Genomic DNA, 19,992 nt, shown 5'->3' on the forward strand with positions numbered 1-19,992 from the left:
CTCGGGTTCAATTAATTTTATCAACTAAAATAAAAATGGGGATTTGCGTCGAATGTACCTTGGGTTGGATTTGGGAACATCTGGTCTCAGAGGGATTTTGGTAGATGAAAACGGTTTGGTCGTAAGCAGCGCCGAGGTCAGCGTTTCAACTTCGACGCCAAAGTCTGGATGGTCCGAACAGAACCCATCAGATTGGATTGATGCGTGCCAAGAAGTTGTCAGGCAAATCCGCGTCAGCAACGAAAGTGCCTTCGCAAAACTGCTGGGTATCGGTCTTAGCGGACATATGCACGGTGCCACCCTTCTGGATAAAGCCGGCAATGTTTTGCGACCATGTATTCTTTGGAACGACACACGGTCCGCTGATGAGGCGAGGATGTTGGATCAGACACCGCAGATGCGCGCCATATCAGGGAATATCGTGTTCCCGGGGTTCACAGCGCCAAAATTGGAATGGGTGCGCTCACATGAGCCGGAGGTATTCGCAAAGACCGCTAAAGTTCTGCTGCCAAAAGACTATTTGCGATTCTGGCTGACGGGCGAATATGTCTCGGATGTGTCAGACAGTGCGGGGACCTCCTGGTTGGATGTTGGCGCTCGGCAATGGTCGGAAACCGCGCTGGCCGCTTGCCACATGCGCACGGACCAAATGCCTTGCTTGGTTGAAGGCAGTGAGCCTGGTGGAGAGTTGAAAGCCGAGTTGCGGCAAGAGTGGGGGCTTTCCGGGCGTGTTGTCGTAGCCGGAGGAGCAGGGGACAACGCCGCATCAGCCTGCGGTATCGGCAGCATTCGGGACGGTGCAGGCTTTGTCTCACTGGGAACCTCCGGCGTTTTGCTTGTTGCCAGGGATACCTATGCGCCCGCACCTGAAACTGCTGTGCACTGCTTTTGCCATGCTATCCCGGACAAGTGGATACAAATGGGGGTTATCCTGTCGGCCACAAACAGCATGAACTGGCTGTCACGGAACCTCGGTAAACCAGTGGAAGAACTGGTTGCGGCGTTGCCTGACGGGGTGACTGGGCCTTCGTCGGTTACGTTCCTTCCCTTCCTGTCCGGCGAACGAACCCCGCACAACGACAGCAAGATCCGGGGCGCATTTCTGGGCGTGGACGTGGCATCCGAACCTGTCGATCTGACCCGAGCGGTGATGGAGGGTGTTGCATTTGCGATGAGAGATTGCCTTGAAGCCCTGAAAAGTACGGGAACAGAACCAAACAGCCTGATGGCCGTAGGAGGGGGCGCGCGGTCGAGGTTTTGGTTGGAAACACTCGCAACCGTTTTGCAGGTGCCGCTGGACGTGCCCAAAGGCAGCGAATTCGGAGCGGCCATGGGCGCCGCGCGCCTTGCCATCTGTGCTGCCAACAACACAAATCCGGCAGATGTCATGACGCCGCCGGAGATCGAGGAAACTATAGAGCCGCGTAGTGACCTGATCGACCTTTATGAAAGCGAATACGGGCGATACCGGCAATACTACAAGGCGCTCGCGCCGTTGGCGGCAAGATGACACCGGACACGGAAAAGCTCTCTCGGGTCGAAACAGCTGTGTTGACGGATGGGGAAATGCGGGCCTCGGTCCTGAATTACGGCGCAATCACGCAAGAGTGGTTGTACAAGGACAGGCCGCTCATTCTGGGGTTCAATGACCTGTCCGCGTACTTCAAAGATACAAGTTATACGGGTGCAATTGTCGGACGCGTCGCGAACCGGATTGGCGGTGCGCGCTTTGATCTGGAAGGCACTGGTTTCGAACTGAGCGCCAATGAAAGTGAAAACACCCTTCATGGTGGAGAGAAGGGACTTTCCAGTCAATTCTGGGATCTCAAGAAGATGGCGCCAAACGAGGTCTTGCTGAGCTATCTTTCACGCGACGGGGAAAGCGGCTTTCCGGGGGAGGTTAGGTTCGAAGTCCGGATCTCGCTACAGCTTCCGCGATTGATTTATTCGTTCACAGCCAATCCGGACCGGCCTACGCCCATCAGTCTGACGCAACACAACTACTACACCTTGGGAAGCTCATACGGGGTCGACGCGCACAGGTTGAAACTTGCCTCAAACCGGTATCTGGAAATCGACCATCAAGGAATTCCTTCCGGTCGGGTCTGTTCAACCACGGAAAACGAGTTGGACTTTGAAGAGTCAAAATCGATTGGAAGTATTTCTGCAGGGATCGATCACTACTTTTGCTTCGACCAAAACCGTGATCCAAAGGCTCCGGTAGCGGTATTTTCGGCACCTTCTGGTCTTGCTTTGACAGTCTATTCTGACCAGCCTGGAGCGCAGGTGTATTCAGGGGCGAAGATGGCAAAACCGTTTCGTGGTTCGTCCGGTCTCTGTATTGAGCCATCGGGATACCCCAACGCCCCAAATATCCCGTCGTTTCCGTCGATTATCTGTACACCTGAGAACCCGTACCGTCAGGTGCTTGCCTTAGAGATCTCTGAGGGTTGGCATGAGGGCTAAGTCGTTAATCACAGTTTTCAGCCTGTCCATTTGGGGCGCCGGTGGCATAAGTGCTCAAGAGCTTGGGCCGAGGCCGGAGTTCCTTGATCCTGATTTCGACAGCGTCGAGTTGGGGCGGTTTCTGTTCTACGACCCGATCTTGTCGGGCAACAAGAACATCAGTTGCGCGACCTGTCATCATCCCAGGCTGGGTACGTCAGATGGTCTTTCCCTTGGCATCGGGGAAGGGGGAATAGGGCTGGGTACGGATCGCACGCTGGATCCCCTGAACACGCCCGAACAACGAATTCCGCGAAACTCGCCAGGTCTTTGGAACCTCGGAGCCATTGAGTTCACGACGTTCTTTCATGACGGGCGGCTTGAGACGGACCCGAGCCAAGTCAATGGCATCAGGACGCCGCTGGGAACGCATATGAGGCCCGGCTTCCAGTCGGCACTGGCGGCACAAGCCATGTTTCCAGTTTTGTCGGCGGACGAAATGGGTGGTCATTATTCCGAGAATGACGTCAGCAAAGCGGTGCGACTTGGGTTTTTGACACAACCAGGCGGCGCATGGGATCTGATTGCAGCCCGTGTCGCGGCTGTTCCGGAGTACCGGCAAAGGTTCGATGAGATCACGCCGGGCAAAGAGATCACATTCACGGATATTGCCAACGCAATCGCGGATTTCATCGCGTTCGAGTGGCGCGCGGATAACAGCCCGTTCGACCGCGCGATGAGAGGTGAAGGTGAGTTGTCGGAAAAGGCCACATTCGGCATGAGCCTTTTCTACGGCAAGGCTGAGTGCAGCAGTTGCCATTCGGGCTGGTTCCAGACGGATCACCAGTTTCATTCAATCGCGATGCCCCAAATCGGCCCCGGAAAAGCGGCGCGGTTTGAGAGCCACAATCGGGACGACGGGCGTCTCCGCGTGACTGGTCGCGCAGAGGATACATTTGCTTTTCGAACACCCTCACTGCGTAACGTGACGCTGACTGCTCCGTATGGACATAACGGAGCTTTTGCCCGTCTTGAGGACATGGTGCGCCACCATCTGGATCCGGTGACGTCATTGAAAAACTACTCGATTGAAATGGCCTGGTTGCCAGACTTCCCGGGTTCCGAAGATCAAAATCCAATGCTGGACCAGCAAAATGTGGATGCGATTGCCGAAAGTAACGGCTTGTCTAAAATCACCCTGACAGATCAAGAGATTAAGGCGCTGCTGAGCTTTCTGGCAAGCCTTGAACATCCGGCGGAGCGGCTCGGTGTGCCCGATCAGGTTCCCAGCGGCCTGCCCATTGACAAGTAACTAACGCCGAATTCGGAAGATCTGGTTGGCGTGGGTTTCCAGCCACTCGCTTGTCTTTCCATCCGGCCAGATCACACGAACCTGCACGCGGTCCTCATTCCCCAGGCCAAAATGATGGAACCCGGCTATGCCCCCGGCATGACCGCCGCCAACTGTTATTTCGCGGGTCTGAACACCTTGCGAAGTTCTGAGTTCGACAAACCCTCCTATCGCTGCTCGATTTAATTGATCCTGAGTAAGATCAACCAACAGCCAATTGCCACCCTGCGAGATGTTCTGGCTGACTTCGAGTGCCGAACCACGGTTGACGACCACCAGATCCAATCTTCCATCATTGTTCAAATCTGCCAGGGCCGCACCGCGAGACTTTGCCATCGACGCCACTCCGGCATCGACTGAGGCTTCGACGAACTGACCTTCCGGGGTTTGCATGAGCAGGTTGTTGGGATCGTTCAGGGCGGCGTCGGGCATTTGCTCGACATTGCCTTTCGCAACGAAGATGTCGTCCTTACCATCGTTGTTGACGTCGCCAAATTGAGCGTGCCAGCCGGTCGACGGTCTTCCGTCACCGCCACTATGCGGTCTGTGGGCTGTTGTTCCCTTTTCGTAGGTCGCATCGCGCCAAGTCGGGCCGTTGGCGCTTGGGTCAAAAACCTGAAGCTTCTGATCGCCCATGGAGGTCAGATAAACTTCGGGAAAGCCGTCGCCGGTCAGATCCCTTGATGCGATCCCCATTCCCCAGATCGAATAGGGTAACCAGCCTTCATCCAGATCATACAACCGCGGTTCGGCTTCCATGGCCCACAATTGCTCTTGTCCACCCCTGACGTAGTAATGGCGGTCATTGCTGACGCGAAGGTCCGCGCGTCCGGTCCGGGCCCAGTCGGAAAACATAATTGAAAGCGAACAGTGGCCGGGTTCAAGGTGCAGCGGCTGCTGGTAGCCGCTGCCATGGGGGCGGTAGAGGAGAGTGGGTCCGCAAGTTTCAAAAGGGCCGTCGGGATCGAACCGATTAACATAAGTCCCGAATGCCAGCGTCGGTAAGGACTGCCCATCTTCCCAAGTGGCTGAAAAACCTGTGGTCCAGTGATCTTCTGACAAGAAGCCAAGGCTATCAAAAGGGCCGAACCGACAATTTTGGTGGCCTTTGAGAAGAAGGTCCGGACCAACACGCAAAACCGCCAGATCCATCAGACCGTCGCTGTCGATATCCAGCGGATACGCGCCGGTTACGCCGGTCAGAGACAATTCATCGGGCGTCTCGACCTTAAAAGAAATCGTGCCCTGCGAAGTGTTGTGGAACAGTTGCGACCGGTTCGATCCGCCGGCCACGAACAGTTCGGGCAAAGAATCTCCGTTGCAATCGAACACGGCGACACCGCCGCCGACAAAATGCTCCCAGCCGCCATCGTAAATATGTTCCGGCACCTCGATGCCAACGAACTCGGGGGCGTTCGGCCCGGCATTTGCAGTGGTGGCAAGAACCACAAGGGCAGCAAACTTAGGACGCATTCGCCGAGAGTTCCTTGACCTTTAGGATCGAAATCTGTTCGATTCCGTATGCTGCGGCGCCTTTGGCCCACATCAAGTCGCCCCAATGGTGAACTTTGATATCCGGCAACGGCGCATCGACGTTCACGACACCGCTTCGGATGCGGGTCATAACCTCGCTGGAACATAGATGCTCAAAGCTTTTTTGCGTGCCCGAGACGATAATGCACTCGGGGTCAAAAAGGTTGATCAGATTGGAAACCCCAAGTCCAAACATTTGACCAGCACGGGCCAACACGGAAGACGCTCTTTCATCTCCAGAGTCGGCCAGATCATGAATGTCGGAAACAGCCTGCATTTCATTGGAATGACCTGTGACCGTCATTTCACGGATCAGCGCATAATCTCCGATATAGGCTTCCAGACATCCGCGTTGACCGCATTGGCACAATGCGCCGTCAAGCTGTACCTTGGTGTGCCCAAACTCAGCTCCGCAGCCGCGCTCTCCTCGATATAGCTTTCCGTCCAGAACGATACCCAGACCGACCCCATGTTCGATCGTGACAACAAGGAAGTTGCTCAGCCCCTTGCCAAGTCCAAACAACTGTTCGGCCTTTGCAACAAGGTTCGCGTCGTTATCCACGAAAGCAGGGCAGGACAGTTCTTTTGACAGCAGGCGATTGAAATCGATGTTTCTTTCGGCAATCGAAGATGACCAGTGCACGAAGTTTCCCCTGGCATCAACGAGACCAGCCACCCCGATTGAGACGCCAGCAAGGTCGTCAACAGATGCATCAATCTTTCCGCAGGTCTCCTCGAGTGCCTCGCGGATCGCCAGCACAAAATCCGTCGACGACATTCTGGCGGATTCCAGCGCATACTTGTGTGAAGCCACCTCATTGCCTTGGAAGTCGACCAGAATGACCGAGATTACCTGACGCGCGACCTTGAGCCCTGCGACAAGGTAAGACTGACCGTCCAATTGCAGCAAAACTCTTGGTCTGCCTCTTTTCCCGGATTTGAGCTGCGCTTCGCTTTGGGTTTCTTTGATCAATCCGGCCGAGATGAGATCTGCCGTCGCCGCCGTTACCGTAGCAGGGCTGGTTTGCAGGGCCGAAGCGATATCGATCCGCGAGACGGATCCTTTTGTTCTGATGTGCTCCAACACCCGTAGCCGGGTTGCATTTCTTTGTTCCAAAGAAACCGGAGAGGCTTTGCTTTTCAGCATCTTGTCCTCGCGAATCTCACCGCTGGCTCAACTTATTTGAATTTCAGTTCCTCTAATAGAGTAAATATTTTACCGGCTGAAATAAATGTGCTATTCAAAATCGTGAGAGCCGCGAATCGAGAAGCGATGGCTCGGCATATGGGAGGAAATCATGAAACGAATTCTCAGCTTTTCAGCTGCGGCCACTATGCTGGCCACGGTTGCATTCGCAGAGCCGGTGGTCGGTGTAAGCTGGTCCAACTTTCAGGAAGAACGCTGGAAGACGGACGAAGCGGCGATCAAATCGGCGCTGGAAGCAGGGGGTGCCGAATACATTTCGGCAGATGCGCAATCGTCTTCCGCAAAGCAGCTTTCGGACATCGAAAGCCTGATCGCCCAGGGTGTGGACGCCCTTATCATTCTGGCGCAGGACGCACAGGCTATCGGACCGGCGGTTCAGGCGGCAGCTGACGAAGGCATCCCGGTCATTGCTTATGACCGCCTTATCGAGGACGACCGTGCGTTTTACCTGACCTTTGACAATGTCGAGGTTGGCAGAATGCAGGCCCGGGCCGTTTTTGCGGCCATGCCCAAGGGCCACTACGTCATGATCAAAGGTTCGCCGACCGATCCAAACGCTGACTTCCTGCGGGGCGGCCAACAAGAAATCATCGGAGCGGCCGTCGACAGTGGTGACATCGTAATTGTCGGCGAAGCCTATACGGATGGCTGGCTTCCTGCGAACGCACAGCGGAACATGGAGCAGATCCTGACCGCAAATGAAAACAAGGTGGACGCTGTTGTCGCTTCGAATGACGGAACTGCAGGCGGTGTTGTTGCGGCCCTGACGGCACAGGGCATGGAAGGCATTCCGGTGTCGGGTCAGGATGGCGACCACGCAGCGCTGAACCGGGTTGCACTGGGCACTCAAACCGTTTCGGTTTGGAAAGATGCCCGTGAATTGGGCAAAGCGGCTGGTGAAATCGCATTGGCGCTGAGCGGTGGCACAAGTCCTGCAGATGTTGAAGGCGCGGTCAGCTGGACTTCGCCAGGTGGCACTGCGATGAACTCGGTCTTCCTGGCGCCGGTACCGATCACCAAAGACAACCTGACTGTTGTGGTGGATGCCGGATGGATTCCGCTGGAAGACTTGTGCCAGGGCGTCGAAAACGGCCCGGCCCCCTGTAACTAAAACCTAAAGTCCCTGGCCCTTTTTGGGGGCCGGGGACTATTGCTGACTATGAAAGATCGGAAATGACCGAAACTTCGTCTCAGCCGGTACCTGAAAAAGCGAAACCCAGCCTGTTTCAGCAATTGGAACTGGACATGCGGCTTTTGGGAATGATCGGCGCGTTTGTCATCCTGTGCATCGGGTTCAACATCGTCACCGATGGGCGGTTCCTGACACCTCGCAACCTGTTCAACCTGTCAATTCAGACGGTTTCGGTGGCAATCATGGCCTGCGGGATGGTGTTCATCATCGTCACGCGTCACATTGATCTGTCGGTCGGCGCGTTGCTGGCAACGACTTCGGCCGTGATGGCAATGACGCAAACCGATCTTTTGCCACAGGTCCTCGGGATGGGTTTGAACAACCCGGCAACCTGGGCGATTACCATTGTCGTCGGGTTGTTTGTCGGCACATTGATCGGTGCTTTTCACGGCTGGATGGTCGGGTACCTGACGATACCGGCCTTCATCGTCACTCTAGGCGGGTTTCTGGTCTGGAGGAACGTGGCATGGTACTTGACCAGCGGCCAGACCATTGGTCCTCTGGACAGTACGTTCCTGATGTTTGGCGGAACCAACGGAACCTTGGGGGCAACGACAAGCTGGCTGTTTGGCTTGTTTGCCACCGGGATCGCCATCTGGGCCTTGTGGAGCGGCCGTCGCGCAAAAGCCGCGCATGGCTTCCCCGTTAAGCCTGTTTGGGCCGAGGCCACCTTGGCCGGGATCATCGCAATTGCCATCCTTGGCTACGTCTACATCGTCAACAGCTACGCCATTCCGACGCGCCGATTGCAGCGCATGTTCGAAGCGCGCGGAGAGACGATGCCCGAAGGGCTGGTCGTCGGATACGGCATACCGATTTCTGTCCTCATCCTGATCATCGTGGCGGTGACACTTACGGTCGTGGCGCGAAAAACCCGGTTCGGGCGCTATATTTTTGCCACTGGTGGCAACCCGGATGCGGCAGAACTTTCGGGCATCAATACACGCCTGCTGACCGTGAAGATTTTTGCACTGATGGGCTTTTTGTGCGCTGTTTCGGCCGTGGTCGCCTCGGCCCGCCTTGCAAACCATTCCAACGACATTGGCACGTTGGATGAACTGAGGGTCATCGCCGCTGCCGTCATCGGTGGGACCGCGTTGTCCGGTGGCATCGGCACCATATACGGCGCGATCCTTGGCGCATTGATCATGCAAGCGCTGCAATCTGGCATGGCCATGGTTGGCGTCGATGCACCGTTTCAGAACATCGTGGTCGGCAGCGTTCTTGTACTGGCCGTCTATATCGACATCGTCTACCGCAAGCGACTGGGGGCAAAGTGATGCAAGCTCAGGACACGCAGAAAACACCAACCAATGCTGGCCGCGGATCTGGCGCGCCCCCATTGGTCGAGATGCGCGATATCTCGATCTCCTTCGGCGGGATCAAGGCCGTCGACCATGTGTCAGTCGATCTCTACCCCGGTGAGGTGGTTGGTTTGCTCGGACATAACGGGGCCGGGAAATCCACTTTGATCAAGGTCCTGTCCGGTGCCTATCAAATGGATCAGGGCGAAATTTTGATCGACGGCAAACGTGTCGAGATCGGAAACCCCCGTGATGCCCGCGCGAACAACATCGAAACGATCTACCAAACGCTCGCCTTGGCCGACAATCTGGATGCAACGTCGAACCTTTTCCTGGGGCGCGAGATGACGACGCCTTTCGGGTTGGTCAACGATGCAGCCATGGAGGCCGAGTGCCGCAAGATCATGGCGCAGCTGAACCCCAATTTTCAGAAGTTCAATGACCCGGTTTCCGCGTTGTCGGGGGGGCAAAGACAATCCGTGGCAATTGCTCGGGCTGTCTACTTCAATGCGCGCATTCTGATTATGGACGAGCCAACAGCGGCTCTTGGGCCGCATGAAACGCAGATGGTTGCGGATCTGATCCACCAGCTAAAGGCGCAAGGTATCGGTATCTTCCTGATCGATCACGATGTTCATGCCGTTATGGAGCTGTGTGATCGCGCTTCGGTCATGAAGAATGGGAAATTGGTTGGAACGGTCGATATCGCAGAAGTCACCGATGATGACCTTCTGTCGATGATCATTCTCGGCAAGAAGCCAGAACAAAAAGCAGAGTAGGGGGCAGAAATGCCAAGCGGATTTTTTGAAGGGATCGAGCGGATCCGGTTTGAAGGCGTGGACAGCACAAACCCGCTGGCCTTCCGGCACTATGATCCGGACGAGATGGTCATGGGCAAACGCATGGAAGATCATCTGCGGTTTGCAGTCGCCTGGTGGCACTCATTCGCGTGGGAGGGCGGAGACCCCTTCGGTGGTCCTACCTTTGAACGCCCGTGGCATCCTCAGGATGATATGGGGCGGGCTCGTTTGAAGGCAGATATTGCTTTCGAAATGTTCGAAGTTCTTGGCCAGCCCTACTTCTGCTGGCACGACGCCGACATCCGGCCCGAACAGGGAAATTTTGCCGACAACCTGAGAACTCTGGAAGAAATCACGGATTACATTGGCGAAAAGATGCAGGTGTCCGGGACGAAACTGCTTTGGGGCACGGCCAATATGTTCAGCCATCGCCGCTGGATGGCCGGCGCCAGCACCAATCCTGACCCCGACGTTTTTGCCTTTGCGGCGGCAACGGTGAAATCCTGCCTGGACGCGATCCACAAACTCGGTGGTGAAAACTATGTACTTTGGGGCGGGCGCGAAGGGTACGAGACCCTGCTGAACACGGATATGAAAACCGAACTGGACCACATGGGTCGGTTTCTGATTATGGTCGTGGAGTATAAACACAAGATCGGGTTCAAGGGCACCATTCTGGTAGAACCCAAACCACAGGAGCCGTCCAAACACCAATACGACTATGACGCGGCAACCTGCATCGGGTTCCTCAGGAAATACGGTCTGGAGAATGAAGTGAAGCTGAACCTCGAACAGGGGCATGCGATCCTTGCAGGGCACAGCTTTGAGCATGAAATTGCGGTGGCCGCAGCCGAGGGAATGCTGGGCTCGATCGATATGAACCGCAACGACTACCAGTCGGGTTGGGATACAGACCAGTTCCCAAATAACACGCCGGAAGTAGCCTTGGCTTATTATTACATATTGAAGGCCGGCGGCTTTACCACCGGAGGCACAAATTTCGACGCAAAAATCCGCCGCCAGTCCATTGATGCAAAAGATCTGGTGGCTGCCCATGTAGGCGGTATGGATATCTGCGCCCGGGGTTTGAAAGCCGCTGCCGCCATGATTGAAGATGGCGGTTTGGAAGCTGAGCTATCGAAGCGGTACTCGGGCTGGAACACGCCTTCAGCGGCGACGATGCTGGATAGCGGTCTGGAAGAGATTGCTGCGCGCGTTTTGCGTGAGAACATAAATCCGAGGCCGCAATCGGGACATCAGGAAATCCTGGAGAACTATGTAAACAGGTTTGTCTGAACAGGGGCAGCATTCAATAAGCGGGTACTGAGAGATTGACACATTTGGCAGTTCACAGCGCTTGTCCCAACATTTGACCAATGATCTGTTCGTGTTTCGGCGTCGGGCTAAAAGCCATAATCGCGCAATTCACGACGAAAAACTGGTTGATGTGGATGAAATCGGAGACGCCCTTCAAGCTGGAACGAATTGTGGTTCGTGTCGGCCGGAGCTTGCCGATTTGGTCGTTGAACATTCGGAACGGCTTTGCCAGACGAACTTGGCCTGAGGTGGAGTAGGGGGCTGTCCAGCGTCTGGAAACAGCGAAGCCAAGTTCTATTTTCTACGTCCATTTGGCTTGAGAGGGCACCCTTTTTTACGTTGCCAGATCAGTCTGGAGAGGGAGTCGAAGCCAGATACTCAGCTATCGCTGCCCGGCATCCCCGCTGCCAGATCGCGGTCAGCCAGCGGGCGAAATCGCTGGCGAAGGGAGTGTCTCGACCAAACGCACCACAGTACTGGCTTTGTTCGATCCACAGTTGCGGATTGGCCCTTGATGCCAGCGCCGTTTTTTTCAAGTCCTCCCAGTGAGGATCGTTTGGGGCGATTTCGGATCCATTCTCGCGAACCCCCGCGCACATCCGGCACCAGAAAGCTTGGGACAGCGCAAGCCCGTTCAGGGATGAACCGGCCGCATGCGCATCGCGCATCGAGGGCAGCAAGAACCCCGGATGGCGTGATGATCCGTCGAACGCGACCCGACGCGTCGAATCGTGGATTGCGGTATTCGAAAAACGCCCCTCGACCAATCCAAGATATTCAGTCGCGGTTGTTCCGGGGACAGGTTTGACATGGGGAAGAATTTCTTCGGCCTGAACTTTGCGGAAAAACGACACGATGTCGGGGTCCTGCATGCAATCTGCAATCGTGGGGACATTCAGAACTTCCCCGGCATTTGCCAGCAATTGGTGACCGCCGTTCAGTATGCGCAGTTTCATTGTCTCGTAACTATGGACATCTTGGGTCAGCGTCACGCCAACCTCATCCAGCGGCGGCCGCCCGTCACAAAAATCGTCCTCGATCACCCACTGGCGAAAGTTTTCATGCGAGACCGGCGCGCGGTCGTCGATGCCGAGGTTGCGGCATTGCGATATTAATTGTTCCGTCGTCGCGGGCACAATGCAGTCCACCATCGAGTTCGGAAACGCGCAATTCCGGTCTATCCAGTCGGCCAGATCGGGGTCGGACATACGGGTCAATCCAACGATACAGTTTCGCAAAATCGCACCGTTGCCCTGAAGGTTATCGCAGCTGAGCGCGGTAAAGGGTTTCAGACCGTTCGTCCGGCGCTGCCCGAGCGCGGCAACAATGGCGCCAAAAGCGGTGCGGGGCTGGTTGGGATTTGCCGCGTCATGGCGAATATCATCGTGGTTCAGGTTGAACGCACCGGTCTTGGCGTCCAGAAAATACCCGCCTTCGGTCACGGTCAGCGATACGATCCGGATGGCCGGATCAGCCATCTTCCGGATCAGAGATGCGTTGCCATCCTGAATCGGAAGGTAGTCGATCATAGGGCCGATCACCTCGGCAGATATTCCCTCGGGGTCCAGTTCGATCAATGTTGTCAGGCAGTCCTGCGCCAGCAATTTCTTTCGCATATCGGCGTCGTAGCTTCGCACACCCGCCCCGATAATCGCCCAGTCCAATGCCTGACCCTGCTGCATCAACTGGTGGATATACCAGGCCTGATGCGCACGGTGAAAATTACCCAAACCTATATGAACGATGCCCGGTCTCAGGTCCGCGCCATCATAATCCGGTGTTCTGACGGATGCCGGCAGGCCTTCAAGGCTGTCGCGCCGCACCCGAACCGGAGGTTTTGCGTTCGCCATGGGGTCCATCAGCTCATCCAGTTTCCGCCATCGACATTGTAGGTTTGAGCGACGATGTACTTGGCCTCGTCAGAGGCCAGAAACACCGCCATCCCGGTCAGATCTTCAGCGCGGCCCATCCGGCCATACGGAACGGCGGCCGCCACTTCGCGCTTTTTCTGACCCGGGGCCTTACCTTCGTGTTTTGCAAAAAACGCATCTACGCCGTCCCAGTGTTCTCCGTCGACAACGCCCGGGGCGATGGCATTCACGTTGATCCCATGGGAAATCAGGTTCAGGCCCGCCGATTGAGTCAGCGATATGATCGCGGCCTTGCTGGCACAGTACACAGCGACCAAAGGTTCGCCCCTTCGCCCAGCCTGCGATGCCATGTTGATGATCCGGCCCTTGATCCCGTGTTCGATCATGTGGCGCGCAACGGCCTGCATCGTGAACAATGTGCCAGCGACATTGATGTCAAAGACACGATTGTAGTCGGCACGCTCAATCTCAACGATTGGTGCGGCAGTGAAGATGGCCGCGTTGTTGATCAGAATGTCGATCGGACCGAAATGTGCGGCTGTTCGCGCGACGGCGTCATCTATGCTGTTCTGGCGGGTCACGTCCATCTCGACGGCCAGGGCAGCTTCGCCGATTTCACCGGCCGCCTCCTGCGCACGTTTGCTGTCAATGTCGGCGATTGCGACCCGCGCGCCTTCTGCCACATAGGCTTTGGCAAAGGCCAGCCCGATGCCACGCGCGGCCCCGGTGATCAGGGCGGTTTTGCCTGCCAGACGTGTCATTCGATCCGCAGGCCTTGCGCGTCAAACCGGTGGATCACATCTGCACGCGGGGTCAGGTGGATGCGGTCGCCGTGGCGGAAACCGACCTCGCCATCTGCTCGGACCGTGATTGTTTCAGCCAGACCGGTTTCGTGGACGTGAAAGAAGGTGTCCGAGCCCAAATGTTCGGAGACGCTGACGACCCCGGACCATTCTCCTTCGGTCTCGGAAACGCCTATGTGTTCGGGGCGAATTCCGATGGTTTGCGCGCCGTGTCTTGCGGCCTCCGGGCCTTCGATAAAGTTCATCCTGGGTGAACCGATGAACCCTGCCACAAACAGATTGCGTGGCGTGCGATACAGTTCCAGCGGGGTGCCGACCTGTTCGATCACTCCGGCCTGAAGAACGACGATCTTGTCGGCCATTGTCATGGCTTCAACCTGATCGTGGGTCACGTATATCATTGTTGTCGCCAGGCGTTCGTGCAGTTCGCTGATCTCAAGCCGCATGCCGACGCGCAACGCGGCGTCAAGATTCGACAGGGGTTCATCAAACAGAAACGCTGCCGGCTCGCGTACGATGGCGCGACCAATGGCAACGCGCTGGCGCTGCCCGCCGGATAACTGCCCGGGGCGGCGGTCCAGATAGTCGCTCAGGTTCAGAACACTTGCCGCGCCTTCGACGCGTTTGTCGATCTCGGCCTGATCCAGCTTGGCCATGCGCAGGGGAAAGGCGATGTTCTTGCGTACAGTCATGTGCGGGTACAAGGCGTAGGACTGGAACACCATCGCCAGCCCCCGCTTGGCAGGTGGGACATCGGTGGCATCCGATCCGTCAATATCGATGGAACCCGACGTGATATCCTCCAACCCCGCGATCAGGCGCAATAGGGTAGACTTGCCACACCCCGACGGACCGACGAAGACGGTGAACTCACCATCCTCGATGGTCAGGTCCAGCGGGGGGATGACCTGTACGTCGCCGAAGCTTTTGGTCACGGACTTGAGTTGAATACGTCCCATGTGTCGTGTTCCTTATTTCACAGCGCCGAAGGTCAGGCCGCGGACAAGTTGTTTCTGGCTGAACCAGCCAAGGATCAGGATTGGTGCAATCGCCATGGTCGAGGCCGCGCTGAGCTTGGCAAAGAACAGGCCTTCGGGGCTGGAATAGCTGGCGATAAACGCGGTGAGCGGAGCCGCGTCGACGGCGGTCAGGTTGAGCGTCCAGAACGCCTCGTTCCACGCCAGGATGAAGTTCAGCAGAACGGTCGAGGCGATGCCCGGGATGGCCATGGGCGTGAGGACATAGAGGATTTCCTCTTTCAGCGTCGCGCCATCCATCCGCGCGGCTTCCAGAATTTCACCCGGGATCTCGCGGAAGTAGGTGTAGAGCATCCAGACGATGATCGGCAGGTTGATCAACATCAGAACCACGACCAGCCCCCCGCGCGTGTCCAGCAGACCCAACCGGATGAACAGCAGGTAGATCGGGTAAAGCACGCCAACGGCAGGCAACATCTTGGTGGACAGCATCCACAGCAGAATGTCCTTGGTGCGTTTCGAGGGGACAAATGCCATGGCCCAGGCGGCGGGCACTGCGATGATCACACCCAGTATGGTCGAACCACCCGCGATGATGACCGAGTTCCACAGGAACCGCATGTAGTCTGAGCGCTCCTGTACGATCGCGTAGTTCTCCAGCGTCCAGTCGAAATTCAGGAACAGCGGCGGGCTGGCGATCGCCTGCGCCTCGGTCTTGAAGCTTGTCAGGATGGTCCAGAGGATCGGGAAGAAGATCAGCAAACCGACGGCCCATGCAAGGGCAGTGTTCAGCGATTTGCGGCGGGTTGTGACGGCGCGGGCCATGGTCTTACCTCCTCACGCGTCCAGGTTCTTGCCAACGATGCGCATCAGGAAGATCGCAACGATGTTGGCTAGGATGATGGCGTAAACACCTCCGGCTGATCCGAGGCCGACATTCTGGCTTTCCAAAACGCGCTGGAAGATCAGGTAGGTGAGTGTGCGGGTGCCGAATGCGCCGCCCGTGGTCACGAAGATTTCGGCGAAGATCGACAAAAGAAAAATCGTCTGGATCAGGATCACGATGGTAATCGCGCGGCTGAGGTGCGGCAGGATGATGTGATAGAACCGCTTCAGCACCGGTGCCCCGTCCATCTCGGCCGCTTCCAGTTGTTCACTGTCCAGCGACTGGATTGCGGTCAGCAGGATAAGCGTCGCAAAAGGCAGCCACTGCCACGACACGATCATGATGATCGAGGTCATCGACGCCTCGGACAGCCACGAAATTGGTTCGGCCCCGAAAAAGCGCCACAAGTGGGCAAGCAAGCCATTGACCGGGTCCATGAACATGTTCTTCCAGACCAGCGCGGACACAGTGGGCATGACAAAAAACGGTGCGATCACGAGGATCCGAACGACGCCTTGTCCCCACATTGGCTGGTCCAGCAGCATCGCCAATAGAATGCCCAGAATAACCGTGATCACCAGAACGCCGCCGACAATAACCAGCGTTGCCTGCACCGCGGGCCAGAACGAACTGGATGAGACGAACCGGACATAGTTGTCGAAACCAACCCAGCCCAGATCACCGCCGCGCAGCGGCAGGTACTTCTTGAAGGAAAAATACAGTGTCATCGTCAGAGGCACGAGCATCCAGCCAAGCAGCAGGACCACGGCAGGTGCCATCATCAGGCGCGCAACGGATCGGGAGTGTTGAGTAGCCATGATGCAAGACCTCTCTGTTCAGGCGTAAGCATAGCCTGCGAGAAAAACGGGAATTGTGGAAGTCAGAGTGGCGGGTGGGACATTGCCCACCCACCGGGGAGGGATGCCTCAGTATCCTGCGGCTTCCATTTCTTCAGCCGTGAAGGCCTGCGCTTTGGCAAGGGCCTCGTCCACTGTCTGCTGTCCGGCATAGACTGCCGAGAACTCCTGGCTTACCTGAGTGGCGATACCCGCAAATTCCGGGATCGCGACAAACTGGATGCCGGTATAGGGCGTCGGCTGTGCGCAGCAATTCTGCGGGTCGGCCATCAGGATCGATTCCAGCGTCATTTTTGCGAACGGGACTGCCTTGTAGTTGTCGTTCTCATATAGCGACGTCCGCGCGCCCGGAGGCACATTGGCCCAGCCTTCATTTTCGGCCACCAGCTCGATGTAGTCTTTCGAGGTCGCCCATTCGATAAACTGTTTGGCAGCGTCTTCCTGCTGAGTGCCTGCCGGAATTGCCAGGGCCCAAGCCCAAAGCCAATTGGCGCGTTTGTCCACGCCTTCCGAATTGGGCGCCAGTGCGAAGCCCACCTTGTCGGCGACTGTGGAATCGTCGGGGTTGGTCACGAAAGAAGCGGCGACCGTTGCGTCAATCCACATGCCGCATTTGCCCTGCTGGAACAGCGACAGGTTTTCGTTGAAGCCGTTGGTGGCATAGCCAGCGGGGCCGGACTCACCCATCATATCGACAAAGAAGGTCAGGGCTTCTTTCCATTCAGGCTGATCGAACTGAGGTTTCCAGTTTTCGTCAAACCACCGCGCACCGAATGAGTTTCCGGTCACCGTGATGAAGGCGCCGCCTTCACCCCAGCCCGCCTTGCCGCGCAGGCAGATGCCGTTGATGTCGTTGTCGCGGTCGGTCATAGCCGCCGCCGCTTCGCGAATGAATTGCCAGGTCGGTGCCTCGGGCATTTCCAGACCTGCCTTTTCCATCAGGTCCGTACGATACATGATCATCGAGCTTTCGCCATAGAACGGCGCCGCATAAAGCGTCCCTTCATGGCTCAGGCCACCGGCCATCGCGGGCAGAATATCGTCGACGTCATATTCCGCGGACATTCCGTCCAACGGCACCAGCCAACCATTCGCACCCCAGATCGGTGTCTCGTACATGCCGATGGTCATGATGTCGAACTGACCGCCTTTGGTGGTGATGTCGGTGGTCACGCGCTGACGCAGGACGTTTTCCTCGAGCGTCACCCACTCCACATCGATCCCGGTCGCTTCGGTGAATTTGTCGGTATAGCCCTGCATCCGGATCATGTCGCCGTTGTTCACTGTAGCGATCGTGATGGATTGCGCGTGGGCTGCTGCCGTGGCGACGAATGTCAGTGCAGTCGCCGCACGAAGTGCGTTCTTCAGATACATCCCTGTCCTCCCTGAGCTTGGATGTCGTGCAGAGAGGTTAGAGTGTAAATTGTCGCGCCGTCAATAAAAACTTTACGCGCGTTAAAAAACTGCAACTAAGCAGAATCCCTTAAAACAAGCCTTGCAGGGAACAGCGTCTCTGTCCTCGTTTCAAATTTCCCGCCACTTTCAATGAGTTCGAACAGCGTCTCGACGCTGCGCCCGGCAACATTGTCATAGTCATGCGCGGCTGTTGTCAGGGATGGGCACGTAAACTTTGCGAAAGGATGGTCGTCATTCGAGGCCAGGCGAAGCGCGCAATCATCCTTGCGACCGACCCGAATCCCCTGTTCGTAGCAGGCCGCAAGAAAGCCGATGGCCAGCCGGTCATTGCTGCATAACACCGAGTCGCTCGGCAACATGCGCTCCTCCAGAACCTTCAGTGCACCCCTGTGGCCAATTTCTTCAAACGCCCAGCCCGTGCCGTCGACCTTGATGATATGTGGCTCAAACCCGAGACGCTCCATGACCTCAACATAGGCCTTGCGTCTTTTGTTGGCGTTCGGGTTGGCAGGCGTCCGCATTTCGAAGAACGAAGGCGGTTCGCCAGTGCGCGTCATGTATTCCACAGTTTGCGAGACAAAACTGAAATTGTCCGACCCGACGAATGCTGCGCCAAGGCCATCAAGGTTACTGTCAAACAGAACTGTCGGCACATTGGCGCAGAACTCTTCGATCGCTGAACGGTCTGAAATCCGCCCCAATGGCGCCAGCAAAACCCCGGCGGGTTTCAGGGATTGCAGCCCGTCCAGGATTTCATTTTCCAGCTTCTGTTCGCCATGAGAACTGAACAGGGAAGGGCGATACCCGGCCGCGATGCAGCTTTGTTCCAGATAACGCGCGATTTCGGCAAAGAACGGGTCGGCCAGATAGGGAACGACAATGCCGATATTCTTGGTCAGCTTCCGGTTTTGGTTCACCGCAAAGATATTGGGGCGATAGTCAAACCGTTCCAGCGCTTCTTCGATGCGGGCCCGTGTCGTCGGGCGAACACTATCGGGGTCGTGAAAGTACTTGGATACCGTCGGTCGCGAAATCCCGCTGAGGGCCGCGAACTCTTCCATATTCTTTATTTTGGTCATGCCAGTCTGCCTGCGGATACTGTCCGCCTTGATCTTATCATAGCTTTACATATTCTTTGCGCGCGCTAAAAAATCAATAGCCCGGCTGGCAACAGGTGTTGACAGCGTGCCGGCCATTGCGGGAACTTGCGCAACAGTCTCTCAACTGGAAAAGGAATGGCCATGTCTCGACTATCGGAACGCCGGGATTTTGCTGTTGCGGTTTGTAAAGAAGCTGGGGCAATCGCCAAAAAGTACTTTGCGGACAGGGGCGATCTTGTCGTTGACCAAAAGGGCGCTCAGGACTGGGTCAGCGAAGCGGATAGGAACGTCGAGACATTCATCCGTCAGAGGATCGCGGAATTCTGGCCCGAGGATGGAGTGTTCGGTGAAGAGCATGGCGCGACCGAAGGGGAAAGTGGCTTCGATTGGGTGATAGACCCCATCGACGGGACGACGAATTTTGTCAACGGCATTCCGGCTTATACCATTGTTCTGGCCGGCGTCGCTGAAGGGCGCACGATGGTCGGGGTGATCCATGAACCAAATGTCGATGAGACATTTGTGGCAACACGCGGAGAGGGGGCGACCTTGAACGGTACGCCGGTTCACGTCGCATCCGGAGTGGCGTTGCGGGATGGAACCGTAGCCGTAGGATATTCGAACCGGGTCGAAACACGCCATGTCCTGCCTGTCGTTGCAGAACTGATCGAACGTGGGGCCATGTTCCACCGGAACGCCAGCGGGGCGCTGTCTCTTGCTTATGTCGCCGCAGGAAGACTTCTGGGTTATGTGGAAGAGCATATGAACGCTTGGGATTGTCTGGCCGGGCAATTGCTGGTCGCGGAGGCTGGTGGCACAATCGAAGATCAGGACGCAGAAGCAATGATCCGGGACGGAGGGCGCGTTATTGTGGGCACACCAGATGTCTTCGGTTCCTTGCTTGAGATCGCCGAGGACGCGTGGAGTTCTTGA

The 19,992-nt window shown here is 56.5% G+C and carries 18 protein-coding genes; 9 read left to right on the forward strand and 9 right to left on the reverse strand.

Annotated features, from left to right (window positions below; translation table 11 throughout):
• Nucleotides 1-52: 52 nt before the first annotated feature.
• From xylB to ACR0CG_RS13140, 3 genes are read left to right on the forward strand one after another with little or no spacing between them, the layout of a single operon-like run.
• On the forward strand, nt 53-1,510 hold the full coding sequence (gene xylB / locus ACR0CG_RS13130; protein ID WP_480525421.1) for a xylulokinase: 1,458 nt from the start codon (nt 53-55) through the stop codon (nt 1,508-1,510).
• Nucleotides 1,507-2,466 carry an aldose epimerase family protein gene (locus tag ACR0CG_RS13135; protein WP_480525423.1) on the forward strand — a complete coding sequence of 320 codons (960 nt, stop codon included), beginning with the start codon at nt 1,507-1,509 and terminating at the stop codon, nt 2,464-2,466. Before xylB ends, ACR0CG_RS13135 begins: the two co-directional genes overlap by 4 nt.
• Nucleotides 2,456-3,757: a cytochrome-c peroxidase gene (locus ACR0CG_RS13140; protein WP_480525425.1), complete on the forward strand. Its 1,302-nt coding sequence runs from the start codon at nt 2,456-2,458 to the stop codon at nt 3,755-3,757. Before ACR0CG_RS13135 ends, ACR0CG_RS13140 begins: the two co-directional genes overlap by 11 nt.
• Here ACR0CG_RS13140 and ACR0CG_RS13145 read toward each other — a convergent pair whose 3' ends face one another.
• Nucleotides 3,758-5,269, reverse strand: coding sequence for a CRTAC1 family protein (locus ACR0CG_RS13145; RefSeq protein ID WP_480525426.1), 1,512 nt, complete (start codon nt 5,267-5,269; stop codon nt 3,758-3,760).
• The gene (locus ACR0CG_RS13150; RefSeq protein ID WP_480525428.1) at nt 5,259-6,476 is read right to left on the reverse strand and encodes an ROK family protein; all 1,218 of its coding nucleotides are present in this window, start codon (nt 6,474-6,476) and stop codon (nt 5,259-5,261) included. Before ACR0CG_RS13150 ends, ACR0CG_RS13145 begins: the two co-directional genes overlap by 11 nt.
• Before the next feature lie 187 nt (nt 6,477-6,663).
• Between ACR0CG_RS13150 and xylF the strand changes: the two genes are divergently transcribed.
• The 5 genes from xylF (at nt 6,664) to ACR0CG_RS13175 (ending at nt 11,396) form a co-directional block, all read left to right on the forward strand.
• A complete protein-coding gene (gene xylF / locus ACR0CG_RS13155) occupies nt 6,664-7,647 on the forward strand; it encodes a D-xylose ABC transporter substrate-binding protein (protein ID WP_480525504.1) in 984 nt (327 codons plus the stop codon).
• Nucleotides 7,648-7,709: 62 nt separating this feature from the next.
• Nucleotides 7,710-9,008, forward strand: a complete 1,299-nt coding sequence (locus ACR0CG_RS13160; RefSeq protein WP_480525429.1) for a sugar ABC transporter permease — start codon at nt 7,710-7,712, stop codon at nt 9,006-9,008.
• Entirely contained in the window at nt 9,008-9,811 is an 804-nt protein-coding gene (locus tag ACR0CG_RS13165; protein ID WP_480525431.1) for an ATP-binding cassette domain-containing protein, read from the forward strand. The genes ACR0CG_RS13160 and ACR0CG_RS13165 overlap by 1 nt, the downstream gene beginning before the upstream one ends.
• 9 nt (nt 9,812-9,820) lie before the next feature.
• On the forward strand, nt 9,821-11,128 hold the full coding sequence (gene xylA / locus ACR0CG_RS13170) for a xylose isomerase (protein WP_480525432.1): 1,308 nt from the start codon (nt 9,821-9,823) through the stop codon (nt 11,126-11,128).
• A 151-nt stretch (nt 11,129-11,279) separates the two neighbouring features.
• Nucleotides 11,280-11,396 carry a (2Fe-2S)-binding protein gene (locus ACR0CG_RS13175; RefSeq protein ID WP_480525505.1) on the forward strand — a complete coding sequence of 39 codons (117 nt, stop codon included), beginning with the start codon at nt 11,280-11,282 and terminating at the stop codon, nt 11,394-11,396.
• Nucleotides 11,397-11,496: 100 nt separating this feature from the next.
• On the opposite strand, the gene ACR0CG_RS13180 is transcribed toward ACR0CG_RS13175, so the two are convergent.
• The 7 genes from ACR0CG_RS13180 to ACR0CG_RS13210 form a co-directional block, all read right to left on the reverse strand.
• Nucleotides 11,497-13,008, reverse strand: a complete 1,512-nt coding sequence (locus ACR0CG_RS13180) for a mannitol dehydrogenase family protein (protein ID WP_480525434.1) — start codon at nt 13,006-13,008, stop codon at nt 11,497-11,499.
• Nucleotides 13,008-13,781, reverse strand: a complete 774-nt coding sequence (locus ACR0CG_RS13185) for an L-iditol 2-dehydrogenase (protein WP_480525436.1) — start codon at nt 13,779-13,781, stop codon at nt 13,008-13,010. Before ACR0CG_RS13185 ends, ACR0CG_RS13180 begins: the two co-directional genes overlap by 1 nt.
• The gene (locus ACR0CG_RS13190; protein ID WP_170619674.1) at nt 13,778-14,782 is read right to left on the reverse strand and encodes an ABC transporter ATP-binding protein; all 1,005 of its coding nucleotides are present in this window, start codon (nt 14,780-14,782) and stop codon (nt 13,778-13,780) included. Before ACR0CG_RS13190 ends, ACR0CG_RS13185 begins: the two co-directional genes overlap by 4 nt.
• Before the next feature lie 12 nt (nt 14,783-14,794).
• Entirely contained in the window at nt 14,795-15,625 is an 831-nt protein-coding gene (locus ACR0CG_RS13195; protein ID WP_170614620.1) for a carbohydrate ABC transporter permease, read from the reverse strand.
• Nucleotides 15,626-15,637: 12 nt separating this feature from the next.
• Nucleotides 15,638-16,504, reverse strand: a complete 867-nt coding sequence (locus ACR0CG_RS13200; RefSeq protein WP_170375757.1) for a carbohydrate ABC transporter permease — start codon at nt 16,502-16,504, stop codon at nt 15,638-15,640.
• 108 nt (nt 16,505-16,612) lie between these two features.
• The gene (locus ACR0CG_RS13205) at nt 16,613-17,917 is read right to left on the reverse strand and encodes an ABC transporter substrate-binding protein (protein WP_170614621.1); all 1,305 of its coding nucleotides are present in this window, start codon (nt 17,915-17,917) and stop codon (nt 16,613-16,615) included.
• Between the two features lie 95 nt (nt 17,918-18,012).
• Nucleotides 18,013-19,038 carry a LacI family DNA-binding transcriptional regulator gene (locus ACR0CG_RS13210; RefSeq protein WP_480525438.1) on the reverse strand — a complete coding sequence of 342 codons (1,026 nt, stop codon included), beginning with the start codon at nt 19,036-19,038 and terminating at the stop codon, nt 18,013-18,015.
• A 162-nt stretch (nt 19,039-19,200) separates the two neighbouring features.
• Between ACR0CG_RS13210 and ACR0CG_RS13215 the strand changes: the two genes are divergently transcribed.
• Entirely contained in the window at nt 19,201-19,992 is a 792-nt protein-coding gene (locus ACR0CG_RS13215; protein WP_480525440.1) for an inositol monophosphatase family protein, read from the forward strand.

Source organism: Ruegeria sp. AB8 (assembly GCF_056542605.1).